The organism is Agrobacterium larrymoorei, assembly GCF_030819275.1.
GTDB lineage: Bacteria > Pseudomonadota > Alphaproteobacteria > Rhizobiales > Rhizobiaceae > Agrobacterium > Agrobacterium larrymoorei_B.
Genome location: NZ_JAUTBL010000002.1, coordinates 21,125 through 38,307 on the forward strand (window position 1 = coordinate 21,125; position 17,183 = coordinate 38,307).

The 17,183-nt window shown below is 51.0% G+C and carries 11 protein-coding genes and 3 pseudogenes; 9 read left to right on the forward strand and 5 right to left on the reverse strand.

The window, feature by feature from the left end:
- The first annotated feature begins 97 nt into the window (after positions 1 to 97).
- Positions 98 to 1,186 (forward strand): capsular biosynthesis protein, encoded by a 1,089-nt coding sequence (locus QE408_RS08655; RefSeq protein WP_306930288.1) that lies wholly within the window; start codon positions 98 to 100, stop codon positions 1,184 to 1,186.
- A 274-nt stretch (positions 1,187 to 1,460) separates the two neighbouring features.
- Positions 1,461 to 2,287 (forward strand): annotated as a pseudogene (locus QE408_RS08660) (IS701 family transposase).
- A 315-nt stretch (positions 2,288 to 2,602) separates the two neighbouring features.
- Here QE408_RS08660 and QE408_RS08665 read toward each other — a convergent pair.
- Positions 2,603 to 3,822, reverse strand: a pseudogene (locus QE408_RS08665) (IS3 family transposase).
- Positions 3,823 to 4,393: 571 nt separating this feature from the next.
- On the opposite strand from QE408_RS08665, the gene QE408_RS08670 reads away from it, so the two are divergent.
- The 6 genes from QE408_RS08670 (at position 4,394) to QE408_RS08695 (ending at position 12,069) form a co-directional block, all read left to right on the forward strand.
- Positions 4,394 to 5,461: a polysaccharide pyruvyl transferase family protein gene (locus QE408_RS08670; protein WP_306930290.1), complete on the forward strand. Its 1,068-nt coding sequence runs from the start codon at positions 4,394 to 4,396 to the stop codon at positions 5,459 to 5,461.
- A gap of 217 nt (positions 5,462 to 5,678) precedes the next feature.
- The gene (locus QE408_RS08675) at positions 5,679 to 7,517 is read left to right on the forward strand and encodes a tetratricopeptide repeat protein (protein WP_306930291.1); all 1,839 of its coding nucleotides are present in this window, start codon (positions 5,679 to 5,681) and stop codon (positions 7,515 to 7,517) included.
- Complete coding sequence (locus QE408_RS08680) at positions 7,514 to 8,179, forward strand: ABC transporter ATP-binding protein (protein ID WP_306930292.1); 666 nt, start codon at positions 7,514 to 7,516, stop codon at positions 8,177 to 8,179. The genes QE408_RS08675 and QE408_RS08680 overlap by 4 nt, the downstream gene beginning before the upstream one ends.
- Entirely contained in the window at positions 8,172 to 9,422 is a 1,251-nt protein-coding gene (locus QE408_RS08685; protein ID WP_306930294.1) for a hypothetical protein, read from the forward strand. The genes QE408_RS08680 and QE408_RS08685 overlap by 8 nt, the downstream gene beginning before the upstream one ends.
- A gap of 80 nt (positions 9,423 to 9,502) precedes the next feature.
- Positions 9,503 to 10,795, forward strand: a complete 1,293-nt coding sequence (locus QE408_RS08690) for a hypothetical protein (RefSeq protein WP_306930295.1) — start codon at positions 9,503 to 9,505, stop codon at positions 10,793 to 10,795.
- Positions 10,796 to 10,827: 32 nt separating this feature from the next.
- The gene (locus QE408_RS08695; RefSeq protein ID WP_306930296.1) at positions 10,828 to 12,069 is read left to right on the forward strand and encodes a glycosyltransferase family 4 protein; all 1,242 of its coding nucleotides are present in this window, start codon (positions 10,828 to 10,830) and stop codon (positions 12,067 to 12,069) included.
- A gap of 309 nt (positions 12,070 to 12,378) precedes the next feature.
- Here the strand turns inward: QE408_RS08695 and QE408_RS08700 are convergent, their stop codons facing one another.
- Positions 12,379 to 13,320, reverse strand: coding sequence for a class I SAM-dependent methyltransferase (locus QE408_RS08700; RefSeq protein WP_306930298.1), 942 nt, complete (start codon positions 13,318 to 13,320; stop codon positions 12,379 to 12,381).
- A gap of 434 nt (positions 13,321 to 13,754) precedes the next feature.
- On the reverse strand, positions 13,755 to 14,696 hold the full coding sequence (locus QE408_RS08705) for a class I SAM-dependent methyltransferase (RefSeq protein ID WP_306930300.1): 942 nt from the start codon (positions 14,694 to 14,696) through the stop codon (positions 13,755 to 13,757).
- 146 nt (positions 14,697 to 14,842) lie between these two features.
- Here QE408_RS08705 and QE408_RS08710 point away from each other — a divergent pair.
- A protein-coding gene (locus QE408_RS08710; RefSeq protein WP_306934735.1) for an IS5 family transposase occupies positions 14,843 to 15,621 on the forward strand; the annotation gives its coding sequence in 2 pieces (ribosomal slippage) (positions 14,843 to 15,185 and positions 15,185 to 15,621; 780 coding nt in all).
- Between the two features lie 225 nt (positions 15,622 to 15,846).
- Here QE408_RS08710 and QE408_RS08715 read toward each other — a convergent pair.
- Positions 15,847 to 16,532, reverse strand: a pseudogene (locus QE408_RS08715) (IS5 family transposase); the annotation flags it as partial.
- Positions 16,533 to 16,656: 124 nt separating this feature from the next.
- A complete protein-coding gene (locus QE408_RS23085) occupies positions 16,657 to 17,181 on the reverse strand; it encodes a hypothetical protein (RefSeq protein ID WP_444876272.1) in 525 nt (174 codons plus the stop codon).
- Positions 17,182 to 17,183: the final 2 nt, after the last annotated feature.

Consider the following 17,183-nt stretch of genomic DNA (forward strand, 5'->3'; position numbering starts at 1 on the left):
ATGCCATCGTATAAATCTAAACGTCGGGGATCAGATTTTCTGGCGAAGGCGAGGGGCGGTCAGCTTTCGGGGAAGTATAGATGAGTGGGGACCTTTTTTGCGCCAGTTTCTTCGTGATCGTAGGATAAAAACGATCATTCTCTTGGGAGAAGAAAGGCCTTATCATAAAGAGGCAGTAAAGGCAGCATACGAGCGCGGGGTAACAGTGGTTGCGATCGAAATGGGCTATCTTAGACCCGACTGGGTAACGGTCGAACTGGACGGATTGTCCTCGAACTCGAGGTTTCCTAAAGATGAAGAGGTTATACTGAAGGCTGCTGCACATTTGCCGGAGCCGGACTGGACACGAAGGTACTCTCAGACATTTCTCGCAGAGGCTCTATATGACATCGCGTACTATCTGCCGACGGTTTTTTTTGGATTTTTGTATCCGAGATACCAATTTCATGGGATATTCCATCCACTAAAGGAGTATGCTGGTTGGGTTGGCCGTTTTGCAAGTCGGCGTCGTCGGTATCGAGAGGCCCGTCGATCAACGGCCCGCTTGTTAGAAGCCAGGTTGCCTTGGGTGGTATTTCCTCTCCAGCTTGAAACAGACTATCAAATACGCGCTCATTCGCCGTTCAACAGTCAAGAAGATGCACTGGCGTTAGTTATGGCGTCATTTGCGAGAAGCTCTGACTCAGAGACTATTTTGGTCTTCAAGGTACATCCCTTGGACAATGGCCTTATTAATTGGAACAGACTCATCCAGCATCTGGCAATAGCCAATGGCGTTTCGCATCGAATTGTCTTTATTGACGGAGGTGACTTTGCGCCGCTTGTTGCGGGGTGTAAAGGAGTGGTTACTATAAACTCCACAGCGGCGTTATCCGCTATACGGGAAGGTATTGCGACCAAAGTCCTGGGAGTTGCCGTTTTTGATGTGCCCGGCGTCACGCATCAGGGTTCACTTGACGACTTCTGGTCCGCTCCATCCGCTCCAGTACCCGAAGTTCGGGATGCATTCTTGAGATTACTCGCCGCTGCTATCCACGAGCGTGGCAACTTCTACTCTCGGGATGGCGTTTCCAACGCTGCGCGCGCGATAGCAAGGCGCTTAGTTGAAGACGCTGTTAACAAACCTGGCGGTGACGGCGGCCACGCTCTTCGCCCCCACCCCGGAAAGGTCCCTTTCAATACTTAACTCCCTTTTCGTCAAGGCCTGCTGGGCCGGGACCCGGTCGGTTTCCAGCTGCGCCATGAAGATGCGTTGAATAGCAGCAAACGGCTTCGCCGGATGAGCGTTGCAGAGTGTTTTTAGCAGCTCCTAACACTACTTTGGCAGATTCGGGCAAGGCAGGTTTGAGATGATTCTGGCTCTCTTCCAATTAGGGCGGGACATGACGGATTGGGATATGGAGCTTTCAGCCTTTTTGCAGCCGTTTCTGGGGAGGCTTGGACACAAGAAACGACGACAGATGTGTCCACTTTATGTGTTGGGACTTATCGGTCCCGGTGACCGCAAAAGTATCAAGGTAATGGCGGAACGGTTCGCTCCGGGCCAATACGACCGCCTCCACCATTTCATATCCGATGGCCTCTGGGATGCTGTCCCTCATCCGATGCGTTTCTGGTTATCGATGACACCGGCCTGCCAAAGAAGGGCGATCGCTCGGTCGGAGTGGCGCCGCAATACGCCTTGATGCTGGCCAAGAGAGCAAATTGTCAGACGTTGGTGTCGGTGACGCTTGCGCGAGACGAGGTTCCCGTCGGCTTGCGTCTGTTCCTGCCGGATAGTTCTATCGGTGATCAGGAGCGCACGGCAAAAGCTGGGGTCCCGTAGGATCTACGGGTATCTCGCACGAAGCCGGAGGTTGCTCTTGCCGAGATCAATCGGTTGATTATGGCAGGTGTCCGGTTCGGCATAGTTCTGGCTGACGCAGGCTACGGTCTGTCGGCTGCGTTTCGAAAGCGGCTGAGTGGACGTGGCCTCACCTGGTCGGTAGGTATTCCCAAGCATCAAAAGGTTTATTGCGATTATGTCGGATTGATCTTTCTCGTCTCCGGTCATGGCCGTCCTCGCAAGCATTCGATCCCCGACACTCTTTCGGTGGCTGCGGAAACGATGTTGACATCTGCAAGCCGGAGGAGGGGTCGCTGGCACCGCGGCACGGGCAGCAGCACATGCCGGTCGAAGCGGTCTGGCTGGTTGGCGAATGGCGATCAAACGACGAGCGCAAATATTACCTGTCCAACTTGCCAGCGGATGCACATTGAAAACGCTGGCGGCCACCATCAAGACTAGGTAGTTCTGTGAACAGGCCCATCAGCAGATGAAAGAGGAGCTTGGTCTCAATCACTTCGAAGGCCGATCGTGGCAAGGGCTGCACCGACATGCTCTCATCATGATGATCGCTTATGCTTTCCTCCAGCAACAGAGATTGCAAACTGCAAAGCGGGAAAAAAGGCAGCCACGAGTTCGCCGTGGGCCGCCTGAACCAACCTTGCCAGCCGTCCGTCGAGCCGTGATCAATGCGTTTGCTATACTGACACGACGGATACGATGTCCGCACTGTCAAACAGCACTTTGGAGTGCTCCCCATTTCACCGGACAGATCGGCTAGATTGATTTAGCCCTAATGCCTGCCGAGGGGAAGCCATTTTGAGTGTGGAAGGGGGATAGATTTCGTTGTAGTCTTCGATCCATCATCCGTCGATGAGCCGGAGCGCCGTTTTGGCGTCTGGCAGAGTTGATATGCGCACTTAATCCCGTTTCAGGGTTTTGACGAATGCCTCTGACATTTCTTTCGACTGGGGGCTGGCTGGCGACCGGCATGAAGCTAGGTGTCAGATTGAGTACTTGCGCAAACAGCCTCGTGTCCCTCGCGGTGTAAGCAGAGCCGTTGTCCGAGAGATGCTCGATTGCGCGCGAGGCTCTGGTCGCCGCGAAGCGCTTCTCAAGCGCCTCGAGCATCATGTCGCGCACATACGAGCCGGAGATGCCAGCATTGGCGACCGCCGTCCAAGCCATGATCTCCCGGTCGAAGGCGTCGATGATGAAGGCGAGACGAATGACCTCGCTATTCCAGCAGGTGAACTCCAGACCGTCTGAACACCAGCGCGGCTTGGAGCGCATGACCATGACCTCGCCGTCGTGGAGGCGGCCCTTGCGAACGGCTGTGTGCTTCTCCAGCAGCATGGCGTGGTTGCCCATAATGCTATGGACCGGTTTGGTGTTGACGACAGGCTGATCGGCTGATCGCCTTTCGCGATTGAGGAACGCGGCGATCCGCCGATAGCCATAGGTTGGCCTTTGATCCACCAGCCTGCCGATGGCGGGCAGAAGCTCTGCATCCTCGGCCTTGTTGTATGGCCCACGCGGCTTTGATCTGCCTTTCAGCCGCTCGATGACGTTTGAACAGGAGACGCCCAGCGTCTCTGCGACGGCCTTCATCGCGAACCGTCCTTCGGCAACAAGATCGGCCGCGATATCCGTTTTTTTGAGTCCGCTTTGGAAAGGGCTTCGCGGAGGATTTCGACCTCCATTGTCTCGTGGCTGAGCATGCGCTCCAACTCGCGGACGCGATCTTCCAGCTTCTTCACTTCCGAATTGCCGCTCACCGGCTCGTCAGAATCCACGGCTGCAGCACCTCCCTCGCTCAAGAGCCTGCGTCACCATTAAAGCAGATTGGGCGCGACGCCATGGCGGCGAGCGGTGGACGATACCGTCTCGCCTGGTTCGAAAATCTGCTCAATGATCGTCAGCTTTTGCTCGGTTGTCCACCGCCTGCGGCGCACATCACCCGTCAGCAATTCAACGTGTCGATACTCGTTAGACATAAGCCTGTCCTCAAGCCTTTCTGCTTATGCCGACTGTCCGATCGAAATGGGGACAGTTCACACTTTCAGCGCGAAAATTCAATTCTGCCAAAGTATTGCTAGATTGCCTCCAAATCTGAATACATTGTCTTGTAACGTTGACGAGGAATGTTGTTTTTAGGATTTTAGTCGGCGCGTTGACGTTCTTCCACACGCTGTTTTGGTAAAAAGCGCATGTTCAAGCGAGCGAGCGCCTTAAAGACTCCCGCACTTCGGTAAGCTCATCGAATGGAGGACCACTGCCACTTTCTGATCATCGTCAGGCTTCAGCTTTCGTTGCATAATATTCCTTGTTTATAATGTAGACATAATTGAAATGAAGTCTTGCTAAACATCGAACTCATCTTGAAGTTGTGTGCTTCCAAGAGTTTGACATTTGAGGGTTAGGCGGAGGAGGCGCAAGGTACTGGCGCGGGCGCATCATGGTCATTCAAAGCCCAGCGTCTAAACCAGATCATGCGTGCAATTAGTTTTCTCTGGTCGGTTCGAGTTTTCATCGCCAGAGGCTCGTGCTGGGGTATTGTGAAAGGTCGTGGGTTTGAAAAAAGGAAGTACAGGAAAGCCGTTACTAGCGATTCTTGGTTTCTTGGGCCGGGGCAATGTTGGTGACGAGGCCATTGTCCAGTGCATTTACGAAGCATTTCGCGAAAAATTTGATTTCGTATTCGTCCTTGATGAGCATGGAGCAAAATCAGGTTGGTGGGACTGGTATCCCTACAATGAATCTGAGCGAATTCATCAAGGTAACATCCACTTCTTTGAAAACCGAATTGCGGGTTTGCTTGTCGGGGGCGGCGGACTTGGTCTGGGATACGGCGCAAGCCAAGCGATAGTAGCTAGATGGGCAGGAACACCTACGGCGCTTGCTGGGACCGACCACACTCACACTGTTGATATTTCACAGGCTGGTATGGAGGCGAGCCGTCGATATCTCGAACTGTTTGATTACGTCGCTCTCCGATCTGCAGTTAGTGTAGAATGGGCGGGGCGCGACGGCGTGACGGTGGAAAGAGGCTCTGACTGGGCTCTTAACTTGGTCACCGACCGTTACCCCGACATACCCTATTCTAAGACGCGCGCCTCGGTCGTAATTCGTGAATTTCCTGAACACATGTTGGACGACAGATACATCAAAGAAGCCGTGAAGCTCATCGAGGGTCTTCGTGACTACAGCTATGAGCCTCTGCTTCTCCCACTATCGCCAGAAGACGTGTCCTTCGCCAATTCAGCTGGCCTGTCGAATATCGCCGATCAAGAGGTCCATTGGTGGAACGCTCGACGTGTGCAGCAGTGGATTGAAGAAAGTCGACTACTCGTTAGCGTCGGGCGTCTACATTCCATGATTTTTGCCGCGAACGTGGGCACCGCGAATATACAGGTTAGACCTGCTGTCCGTACGGGAGTTCCCGACTGGCACTTTCGTAAGCTTGAAGTCATGGCCCAAGAGTTATCTGTGCCGTACGCGCTGTCAGTGTCGGACGCTCTGAAAATGGTTTCCGGTCCGCTGGAAACCGCACAGATGAGAATTGCTGCGAAACAGTGCAGATCTCATTTATCCACAATGATCCAGAAGCTAGGCGAACTTTTCTCGAGAAGGTGACCTACAACTCCAAAGGGCACCTATATTCTCTTTGACGAGAGTCCGAGCGAGACGTGACGGCCCATCCTCAAGCTGGACGAACTAGCTGTCGTGGCATATGATGAAGTTGAGGGCGCTCACGGGTGCGAGCGATCTCCATTGTCAGTTAGAGATTTAACCCCTGCTACGCCGCTGATAGGCACACAGCATATGCAAAAAGTGTAACGCGGTGAATTAAATGACAGCGAATAATTCGGATGTTGATTCGTTCAATGCTCTGATGTCTCGACTAGCCGACGTGAATGATTTGAATGAAGCAATCCAATTGCTGAAACAGATCGCCCCCTTTTATCGCAAAGAAGTGTCTTTTCTCGTGACCCTGCGGGACAAGTGCCACACAATTGGTCTCATCTCAGTCGCTACCAAGTTCGCCAAAGAGGTCGTCGAGATAAATCCCACCTCCGAGAATTTCAGAATAGTTAGCGGTCTTCTAGAAAAACAGGGTCAGTATAAGCAAGCTATTCCTTACGCTCGAGAAGCTGTGTCACTCTCGCAAGATAGCCCCGCTCTATACATTCATCTTGGCATCTTATGTAGTCTCGGCGGCGACTTCAGGGCTGCCAAGAACGTCATGTTACGTGCGTTAGATTTTGTTCCTTCCGACGTAGATGCGCTACATCACGCTGGCTACTCGTCGGAAATGCTTGGCGAATTCGATGATGCCGTGGGATTCGCGACGCGAATATATGAGTTCGATAATAGCAAGTTAAGCTACGCTATTCACGCAGCTAATCTAATGATCAGGCAAGGAAAATGCCTGGAGGCAGCGGAGTATCTCGAAGAAATTATTGCCGGTGGAAACCGATCTTCGGCCATACACAGAACATGCAGCGGCGCCTTCAGCCAGATCGGCGAATACAAGCGTGCGACAGAGCACGCTGTTTTGGCAACCGAGCTCGACCCTAATATCGCGGAGTATCAACTTCACCTATCTTGCGTGCTTTTTGAAAGCGCTCAATATCGCGGGGCCTATGATGCGGCGAAAACTGCTCTGCGATTGGATCCGGACAACTGGGGAATAAAGCGCCACATCGTGACAGTTTGCCTTGAGCTTGGCGAGAATACCGAAGCTGTAACGCACGTTGCCGAACTGCTGAAGGTCCATCCTGACAATGAAGAGTATGCGCAATGTATGCAGCACGTTCTGTTTCAACGTGCAGATAGTTCAATCGGTACTGGAGAGCTTCTCGCCAGTAAAGCGCAAAGGGGAGAACGGCACTTATTCAGAGCCCCTACTTTATCGTACAGCGTCGCTTCCTACCTGCGCGTGATACGCGCTACCTTTTTAAGGGAAATACGTGCAAAATTCGGGGAAACTCGCTTGGGCTACTTGTGGGTGCTCGTCGAACCCATGATACATATGGTGGTTTTGGCTGTTGTATTTCAGTTCACTATGAAAGGCTCGCCGCCGCTAGGAAACTCCTTTTTCTTCTTCTATTTCACTGGTCTTATCCCTTATCAATTATTTATACATACCTGCGAAAGTGTGTCTGCCACAGTAGCGCAAAATAAGCCGCTCCTTAATCTGCCCCCTGTGACAAATTTATCCACAATGTACTCTCGCTCACTGCTGGAGTTATATACAGCAACGCTGGTGATCCTGATTTTTACGATCGGTTTTCTCTTTTTTTCAGTTAACGCATTACCCAAGAATTTTTATTCCGTTTCCGGCGCGTTGATGATGACATGGTTGCTGGCCCTCGGGATAGGGATGATTAACGCGGTTGTGATGTCATACTTTCACGCATGGCATCACATCTTCCAAATTATCCAAAGATTTCTATATTTTACATCTGGTATTTTCTACGTGCCTGGCGCAATGGACTTACACATACGCGAGATTCTCTGGTGGAATCCGCTGCTTCATAGTGTGGACTGGTTTAGGACGGGGTACTTCGAAATGTACCAGCCCCCATGGCTGTCCATTGAGTTTTTGGGTCTGTCTACCGCAGTCGCTCTTGCCGCAGGTTTGCTACTAGAGGCATCATCCAGAAAATCTCTTCGGCGGACAGTATGATTCTTTTCGAAAATGTCTCGAAGTCTTATCGAACGTCAAATTCTGCCAAGGTGGTTTTAGACAAGGCAACCTTCTCCATTCCCTCCGGATACAATCTTGGAATCCTTGGGGGAAATGGAGCGGGAAAATCAACGCTGCTGAGGCTCATTTCGGGTGCAGAGCAACCCGACCGAGGGAGGGTAGCGAGGCGGGCGAGAGTGTCATTTCCCATAGGTTTTGGTGGCACGTTTCATGGCCACTTGACCGGTAAGCAGAATGTCCTGTTCGTTGCGAGAGTGTACGGCGCAGATGCCTCTAAAGTAGTAGAATTTGTTCGCGACTTTTCAGAATTAGGCGACTACCTGAATATGCCCGTCAATACGTATTCCTCCGGCATGGCTGCCAAACTGGCGTTCGGAATGAGCCTTGCGATTGACTTTGATATCTATCTAGTAGACGAGGTCACTGAAGTCGGGGACGCGCGGTTTCGGAAGAAGTGCGCTGACGCCTTCGTTGAAAGAATGAAGCGAAGCGACATAATTATGGTTTCCCACAATAGCCAAACAATCAAAGCCTACTGTGATCGCGCTGCCATACTGTCTAACGGACAGCTAGAGTTTTTTGAATCGGTAGACGAGGCGATGGCTGCTCATAGACGAATGATGGGGGCTTCAAATGCGTAATGTGTTCGTCCGGGATGTAGAATTGCGTAAAGCGGCAGCCCCTGAGAAACGCGAAGGATCTCCACCGTTGGCACGAGATGACCGAGGTATCCAGGTCATCAGTAGACGCATCGTTGAAAAAGCTACGATCGTAAAACGGTATAAGTCGCGGTACTTATCATTACTTCCAGTTAGTTTTTTTCTGTTCGTAATATTGCTACCTTCCATTTATGGCGCTTATCTTATTGGCGTTGCCTCTCCCCGTTACGAGACAGAATTCCGCGCCACGGTGAAATCGGCGCAGTCTTCTCAGGGCGGGCTGTCGATGCTACTCGGGCTTGGATTAGGAGGCCAAAGCGCCACTGATAATGATGCTAATGCCATCGTGCAGTATTTGAAGAGCGCTAGCGCGCTAGATGACATCGGTGAAGCGATCGATCTAAGATCGAAGTTCTCCGCATCATCGATAGACTTCTTTTCCCGCCTCGAAGCCGATTCTACAACTGAGGAATTACTAAGGTACTGGAAAACGGTTATCAAAGCTGATTTCGAGCATTCTACGAGCACCATTACAGTCAGAGTCGAAGCTTTTTCTCCCGAAGACTCGCTGCTCATTGCCCAAGCTGCGTTAGCAAAATCCGAAGCGCTGATAAACAAGATGTCTGATCAAGCCCGGAGAGAGCTTGTGTCGTTCTCAGAGCGTGAAGTGAAGGCAGCGGAAGAACGTCTTGCAAAGGCTTCTTCGGAACTCACCTTGGTAATGGACCAAACTGGGACCCTCAACCCGGAAATGTCTGCGCAGTCATTAACCTCTTCTGCCACGCGTTTACGTGACGAACTTTCGAAATTGAACGCAACCCTAACGTTGCAAAAAACGACTATGAGTGAGAGTGCTCCTCCTGTCATTCAGACCAAGGCAAGAATTTCTGCTGCGGAACAAGAACTGAAGAAGCTAAACGATTTGATCACCGGAAGCGGAGAGCATGGAAAAGCTCTATCAGCGTCGTTGACGGCCTTCACGCTCGCTGAAACCGAGCGTGGATTTGCTGAAAAAGCATACCAGGGGGCTCTAGCCTCGCTTGAGACCGCAAAGCTGGATGCTTCCCGTCGACAAGCATATCTAGCAACGATCGTTGCACCCCATTTGGCGCAGGAGGAGTCGTTCCCACGACCACTGCTTGCCACAGCGACCGCAGCTCTCCTCTCCTTACTGGGTTGGGTGATTGCAGTGGTAACCGGCTACGCGATCAAAGAACACCTTTGACCTATATAAACATCTAAGCGACAGAAATGAAGTCGGTTTGACGTTTAATATTAATGACTTGGGATAATACAGAGGATTATATGAAAAAACCTTCGATGGCCATAGTTAGCACTTTCGATGATCTGTGCGGAATAGCCGGTTACACACGTTTTTTAATAGATCAGCTGAGTGAGGACTTTAATATCCAAGTATTTGACCTAGACCAGTATTTTATGAGGTCAAACCATCCGTCGGTCGCGAAGCATGCGGAAAAAATCATCTCGGACATGGTAAGAGACTTAAAGAAGTTCGATCATGTGAATATCCAGTTGGAATATGGTACCCTAGGCAGGGATTCATCCACAATCATCTCAAGATTTAAGGCATTAGCAGGATCCGCAAAAAATCTATCTGTGACGTTCCACACAGTCCTACCACAAACGCCATTCCCATTCGGGCCGTTCTTCGAGGAGCTGCTGTCGTTCAAGATCGGAAAGGCCATCTTAAGAGTTGCTTCACACCGAAGGTCACGTCGGCTAACCAACGCAGTGTATGGAAGTCTTCGCAGACTCCAAAAGCAGAATCGTGTGTCAATTATTGTTCACACCCGTCGAGACGCCCGACTGATGCGCTATGTCAATCAATTCGATAACGTTTTCGATCACCCTCTCGCATTTGTTAGCCCTACGCAGGCAGAAACTCTCAAATCCACTACGTCTATTGATGATTTTCCTCAACTGAAGAAGCTCGATGGAGGTTCTAAAATTATCGGGGTGTTCGGATTTCTCGGCGAGTATAAAGGCTTCGATACCGCCGTAAAGGCGCTCTTCCATCTGCCCGAAAACTACCATCTGGCTTTCTTCGGCGGTCTACATCCGAACGAGGTATTAAAGGGTCAAAGCGTCCACCCTTACATCAAAAAGCTACTTGATACTGGTCACATCAACTCTCATTTTGACCTTCTCCAGATGCCGCAGACCAAGGTCGCGAACTTCAGCGTCGCTGATAAAAGTTTTTTCGAACTGAGATCGAACAATCTGGCATCAAGGTTGCACTTTATGGGTCCACAAACCGACGCGGGATTTGCCCAAGCTATGGCGGTATGTGACTGTGTTGTGCTTCCCTACCTCGAGGTTGGGCAGTCGTCCTCAGGCCCGATAAGTATTGCTGTCGATATGGGTGCCCCGATAGTCGCGGCCCGCAATCAAGCGTTTGCGCAATTTTCTCGTTATCACGCTAAGTTTGGAGAGACGTTCGAAATCGGAAATTTTTTGGAGCTTGCAGAGAAAATACAAGTTGTGACCGAACGGGGTCACCCAACTGAACTCCCTGTCTATAACACGGTGACGAACAGAGGCACCTACGTAGCTGCTCACCTAGGGGCGGCGAAGTAATCGTTCTGTAACGCCAACTTTAGAGGGTTGATATGCGGCTGATGTTCGACGTCACGCGCACTCTTGCGCGTCGTTATAACGCAACTCCCACAGGGATAGACCGGGTAGAATTGGAGTTCTTACGCTCGTTCATTTCCACCTCGCCTAAAAACAGTGTTAGCTTCGTAGTCACTACTAAGTACGGAAATGCCGTCTTAGCTCCCTCTACGATGAAGCAAATATTTCATGAAGTGACCGAGAGGTGGGGCAGCGCATCCGCTCACCGCAGGAGCCATGTTTCATTGTTGGGCTTGCGTGGTCGGAGGGGCGTTGAGTTGCTCAACGAATTACGTGCGCTCAGCTTTATCGTCAGTCTGGTCATCAAAGATCGGTTTACAAGCGACTTTAAGAAACTATGCCTACGCGCTAGGTCTTCTGTGTTTCTTTCCACATCACATGTCGGTTTGGAGGATGCCAAGAGTTTCCTTTGGTTGGACCGGCACAATGTGAGAGGCGTTTTCTTCATCCACGACACCATTCCTTTGGATTTTCCTGAGTTTTGTAAACCAAATGCAGCCGCTATTCACCGGCGTAGGTTAGAAACTGTAAGTCGGTTTGGGGATCGCATTTTGACTTGTAGCGAGTACTCCAAATCTCGATTGTTGGATCACCTAGGAAAAGATCACAAAATCCACGTTGCGACCCTGGGTAACAAGATTACCTTGCCCACACATACGCAGCCAAGTAACAGAAGGTTACACTTTGTATGCCTAGGAACTATCGAAGGTCGGAAGAACTTATCGTTCCTCCTTGAAATATGGCGCAGCATTGTGCAGCGATATGGTGCTAGTTCGCCGAAGCTTATTATTTTGGGTAAACGGGGATGGAATGCTGAAGCCGTCTGCAGAGTGCTGGACGAAAGTGCGCAACTGCGCCTTTTTGTAGAGCAAAAGGATGGTCTCAGTGATGCGGAGGTGTACGAGGTTTTAGCGAACGCTCGCGGGTTCCTCGCTCCGTCCCTGGTAGAGGGTTATGGTCTAACCCCAACGGAAGCGTTGCAGATCGGAATTCCGGTTATTGCATCTGACATTCCGGCGCATCGGGAAGTGTTAGGCTCATGTGCAACATTTATCGACCCAATCGACGGAACATCTTGGCGAGAGGCAATCATGTCACTGCACAAAAATGAAGACCATCATTCGCGTACCGCTGCCGAGGCGAAAAGGTTCACACCCACAACCTGGAATTCATTTGTCGAGAGTTGTCTGTCACATATCGAGGTTGCTACTCGATAGCTTTCAACCCTTTTTTTCAAAGTGAGAGGCTGAGCCGGGCCGTGGCATGATCCGATATATGGCGCCACTTTCCATCGGTGTCTTCTGCTTCTGAATAATGATCAGAGTAAGGGGAGGAGTCGTTGGTTGTGTCGGCGATTTCGAAAGGCAGGTCACTTCTATGTCGATGCAGTCAGAGAATGGCATCAATTTGCAAGGGCTATAAGGCTGGAATAGCAGATCCGACCTTCTACAATCGCCGCAAAATTCACTCTCACCGTAACAGCTGTTTAAGGTGTAACTGAGGGCAAAAGACTTAGGTGAAGTCCGTCATCTCTTGCGGAAAAACGCCGCACTTGGTTTGCCATTGGAAGGATTCTCCATAACCTCTAGCTCGTCGCAGAAGTCTTTCAAGATCATGACAGCAGGAATCGTCGTATCCCATTCAATATCGTCCATTACGATGATTCCGCCGCTCCGAACTTTCATTCCATACTGAATGACGTCCGCGGCTGCGTTCAGCATTGAATGGCTGCCATCAATGTGAAGAAAATCAATCGTATCGAATAAGTGAGAGACTTTCGTCGAAGATGCTTCGATAAGACAAACCTGGCTTGTGAGCCCGTGGCGAGCTGCAAATGTGTAGACATCCCGTTTGATCTTTTCAAAATCAACGGCTCTCCACCATTCATCGTTTCCATCGGATGTCTTATTTTCTGTGGCTACGGCGTTGCTCCAGCTCTCGATTCCATAAATTCTACCTTGGCCGTTTTCTTTTAGTGCGGCGGCACAAGGGAAGAGAGACATACCGCCGTACACTCCTATCTCAACACAGATATTAGGGCCAAGCTTCCGAATGTATTGGGCCATTGTGCGTGCCTTCTCGTGACTACACCAACCTTCAAGCTCGGCCCGCGACGTTTTTATGATGAATTCCACACCGTCTTCTCGATTTGCTGCAGTGTTCTCTGCAGGAGAGGAGACTGATGCTAAAACAGCGCTAATGTTATTTAGGGCGTCGCTAAAAACATTAGGGTGTACGTTAAGCGTCTCAGCCTCGAAAAGTTCACTAGTCTGTAACCCAGACTTCTCGGCGAGATAATCGCAATGTTTGGTTACTTCGTCGCGCGCGTGAATGAAAAACTTTGTCTCCAACGTCGCTAGTGCGTCTCGGATCGTGATAAGCGCGTCTTCTTCTGACACCACAGATATGGGCTGATTCTGAAGATGCGCGGCCGCCTCTGAGAGTGCAGCAAATTGTTCCATGTACATCAGTTTTCTCCCATGCACGCGATATTAGATAAATTTTTTCTAAATCAACGTAAAGTTGATTTTCGGAGGTGAGGCGCTAGGGTTGCTGAATCCGAATTTAGACTTGAAGTCAGACTCCGCGTTTCTCTGATAGGTTGAAGGGATATTAGCGACCAGCTTTTCCCTATCCCTTCAAGCGAAAGATCCGAACTCGGTCGGGTCCAAGTTTGCAAAGTAAACTTGGGGTGATCTCGGTCGAGCCCGTCGTCGTCAATTCGAACGGAGAATACAAGGATTGAAAGCATCCCGGACCTTCTCTTGGAGACACTTTAGGAAAAGAGGTGGTGAAGCCTAAAGACAGAACCAAACCTAGACCTCATCTTCGACGCCAGAAGGTAAAGTAGCGATGGGCGTCTGACCCGAACGCTTAGAACACTGAGTGTTGATAGTCTTGTTCACCGTTTCCGAAAAAACGCGGCACTTGGTTTACCGTTGGAAGGGTTTTCAAGCACCTCGAGCTCATCACAGAAGTCTTTAAGCATCATGACGGCTGGCATTGTCGTATCCCATTCTATGTCATCCATGACAATAACGCCACCGCTACGCACCTTCGTCCCGTATAGAAGAACGTCGGTGGCTGCGTTGACCATCGAATGACTGCCGTCGATATGGAGGAAATCTATGGTATTAAAGAGGTGAGAAACTTTTGTTGAGGGCGCTTCGATGATGCAGACTTGGCTTGTGAGCCCGTGTCGAGCTGTAAAGGTGTAGACATCCCGCTTAATTTTTTGGAAATCGACTTTGCGCCACCACTCGTCGTTCCAATCGTAGGTCTTGTTCTCAACAGCAACGTCGTTGCTCCAACTTTCAACACCGTATATTTTCCCGTGACCATTGTGCTTTAGCGCGGCTGCACAAGGGAAGAGCGACCGACCGCCATACACGCCAATCTCAACACATATTTCTGCGTCCAGACTGCGAATATAGCCCGCCATGGCACGTGCCTTCTCTGGACTACACCAACCTTCAAGCTCGGCTCCTGACGCTTTGATGATCAACTCAACGATGTTTGCGGAGGTGTTTTGATCAATGGTTGATGGAGGACTGACTGACATCAATACGGACGAAATGTTATTGATGGCGTCGATAAATATATCGGGTGCTACGCTGATGCTCTCGGAGTTAAACAGCTTACTAAGAGACAACTTAGATTTTTGGGCCAAGTAGGTACTATGTTTATGAACGTCGTCGTAAGCAGCGTATGAAAATGTTTTTTCCAAAATGTCGAGGGCGTTTCTAATGAAAGTGAAAGCCTCTTTCTGAGAGGTGATCTGTACTGGACGTTTATAGAGATGAATGGCACTTTTCGACAAAGCTTCAAAACATGTCTCGTACAAGATCTAGCCTCCAGATTACGTAGATCATGAATACCTGTGACGGCGAAACTCGTCTAGGAGTTTTGGGTAATCGCAGTCCTAGGCAGTGTCCCCATAAATTGGGTTCATCTTATTGAGGGTGTATGATTCAATTTCCGTGAAAGGAGATTGCCATGCGCCGTCACGAATTGAGCTACGAAGAATGGGCTATCATTGCACCTCTTTTGCCGAACAATAGCCGTGGAATTGAGCGTGTCGACGACCGCCGGGTGATCAACGGCATCCTGTGGCGTTTCAGGACTGGTTCGTGTTGGCGAGATGTGCCGGAGCTTTATGGCCCGCGCACGACGCTTTACAATCGGTTCTGCCGCTGGCGCAAGGCGGGCGTCTGGGATCGTCTTCTGGACGCCGTTTCGAAGCGTTACGATGGAGACATCGTGATGATCGACAGCTCTTGTGTTCGCGTTCACCAGCATGGTGCCAACGCTAAAAAAGCGGATCTGCCGATCCTTGCATGGGACGTTCACGCGGTGGCCTGACAACCAAGATCCACGCCCTTGTCGATGCAGATGGCAGACCGGTTCGGTTGGAACTCACCGCCGGCCAAGCCGCCGACGCACCGGTGGCTGAAAAGCTGTTGAGCGATCTGCGGCCTGGCGCGACGATCCTCGCCGACAAGGCATATGACACCGACGCAATTCGAAACTTCGCCAAGCAACGCAAATGCTGGGCGACTATCCCTGCAAAGGCCAATCGAAAGCAGACATTCAGCTTCAGCCGCGGGGTCTACCATCAGCGCAATCTCGTGGAACGGTTCTTCAACCGTATCAAGCAGATGCGAGGCCTCGCGACGCGATATGACCGACGCGCTGATCATTACATGGCCACTCTCAAGCTTGCCGCGACAAGGATATGGATCGCCTCAACTAATGAGTCCGTGGACTAAGGGCATTGTCAAAGCCTTCCAAGTCGGAGCATGAGGCAGTAAAGGCGTTGCACCTCGTCTGCGGCGTCCGTGTCGCCCTTTGTTTATCCAGCAGTTCTCCTTTCATAAGTCGAAAGGATTTCCCATGTCCCGTATCTCCATCCCTAGGCTCCAGACTCAATTGATCCACCATGTGACGATCGCTGCAATGTAGCACGTTGCCTCGAAGTTTATCATGAGCTTGTCGTATCGCGTCGCGACACGTCTCCAGTCCTTGAGACGGCAGAATGTCCGCTCGATTATATTCCGTCTTCGGTAGGCGACCGGGTCGAACGGTCTGATCCTCTTTCGGGTTGGATTGTTTGGGATGACTGGTTGCGTGCCGCGTGCCCTCAGGAAGCTGCGTAAGGCGTCGCTGTCGTAAGCCGTATCTGCGGCGCACAGACGTGTCGGAGGCAGGGGATCAAGGAGCGGGATGGCAATGGGTGCATCACCACGTTGCCCAGGCGTTATTCGCAACGCGACTGGACGGCCACAACCATCGACAACAGCATGGACTTTTGTCGATCTGCCGCCTCTCGATCGACCAATTGCTTCGGCATCCGCCCCCCTTTTCCACCAGCGGCAGAACGGTGTGCCTTTGCGGTGGTGCTATCGATCATATGGATGTCGCGATTGGTCATTTGCACCAGAGACTCAAACAGTCGCCGCCATATCCCTTTTGCAGACCAGCGATGGAAGCGATTATAGATCGTTGTCGAAGGCCCGTAGCAGGATGGACAATCCTGCCAGCGGCAACCGGATCGCAAGACGTGGATGATGCCGCTGATAACCCGGCGATCGTCAGTACGATGAGCGCCGGGTTGGTTGGTCGGAAGCAGCGGCGAAATCACTGCCCACTGTTCGTCATCAAGCCAAAATTCGCCCGCCATGGTCAAACACTCCTGCTTCTACAGGTAGTGAATCATAGATAGCCAATTTCATCAACAATTTGATTGGGTTTCGACCCTAAGCCACGTCTGGCTTCAGAAGGAGCCCAAGCGATCCTCAACGCGATCAACACCAAGCTTGACCTGTTCCTAACTTTTCCGCGCCCTCTCCCACGATCTCGCGGTTCTCCATAAGCACGCTGCGCTGAATCAGAGATTGAGCAAGGCGCTTGACGTCAAGACGCACGAGCGGAACGCTCTTGCTATTGCCGCGGTGAATAGCTGTGGATATTGCGGCGGTGCGCATAGCTTCACCGGCCATACCCACTCTGAAAGTATCGAGTAGATGGAACGTACGAGACTTTTTGTCGCCAAGACCAAGTACACTACCGTCATCATTCAATACCATCAGAAAGAGGATGTCGGTGTCGTTGAATAGAAAGAGTGTGTCGTAAACTCGAATGTCCGTCCACCTCTCCACGTGGTCTGCTGTTGCATCGTGGCTTCTGAAGCCAATGGCGGGTTTTACACTGGCCAGAGGAACGATCGAGGGATGCGGATATCGGCGGCGGTTGCGCTTCGCGCAAACTCCATCGGATTGTCCTATAGTGAAGAATGTCGCTGCCCTGACGGCTTCGACATTGATGTTCAAAC

Bases quoted from the DNA above. Each gene is read 5' to 3' on its own strand.
- QE408_RS08675 (WP_306930291.1), top strand. From the start codon at position 5,679: ATGACAGCGAATAATTCGGATGTTGATTCGTTCAATGCTCTGATGTCT.
- QE408_RS08680 (WP_306930292.1), top strand. From the start codon at position 7,514: ATGATTCTTTTCGAAAATGTCTCGAAGTCTTATCGAACGTCAAATTCT.
- QE408_RS08685 (WP_306930294.1), top strand. From the start codon at position 8,172: ATGCGTAATGTGTTCGTCCGGGATGTAGAATTGCGTAAAGCGGCAGCC.
- QE408_RS08690 (WP_306930295.1), top strand. From the start codon at position 9,503: ATGAAAAAACCTTCGATGGCCATAGTTAGCACTTTCGATGATCTGTGC.
- QE408_RS08695 (WP_306930296.1), top strand. From the start codon at position 10,828: ATGCGGCTGATGTTCGACGTCACGCGCACTCTTGCGCGTCGTTATAAC.
- QE408_RS08700 (WP_306930298.1), bottom strand. From the start codon at position 13,320: ATGTACATGGAACAATTTGCTGCACTCTCAGAGGCGGCCGCGCATCTT.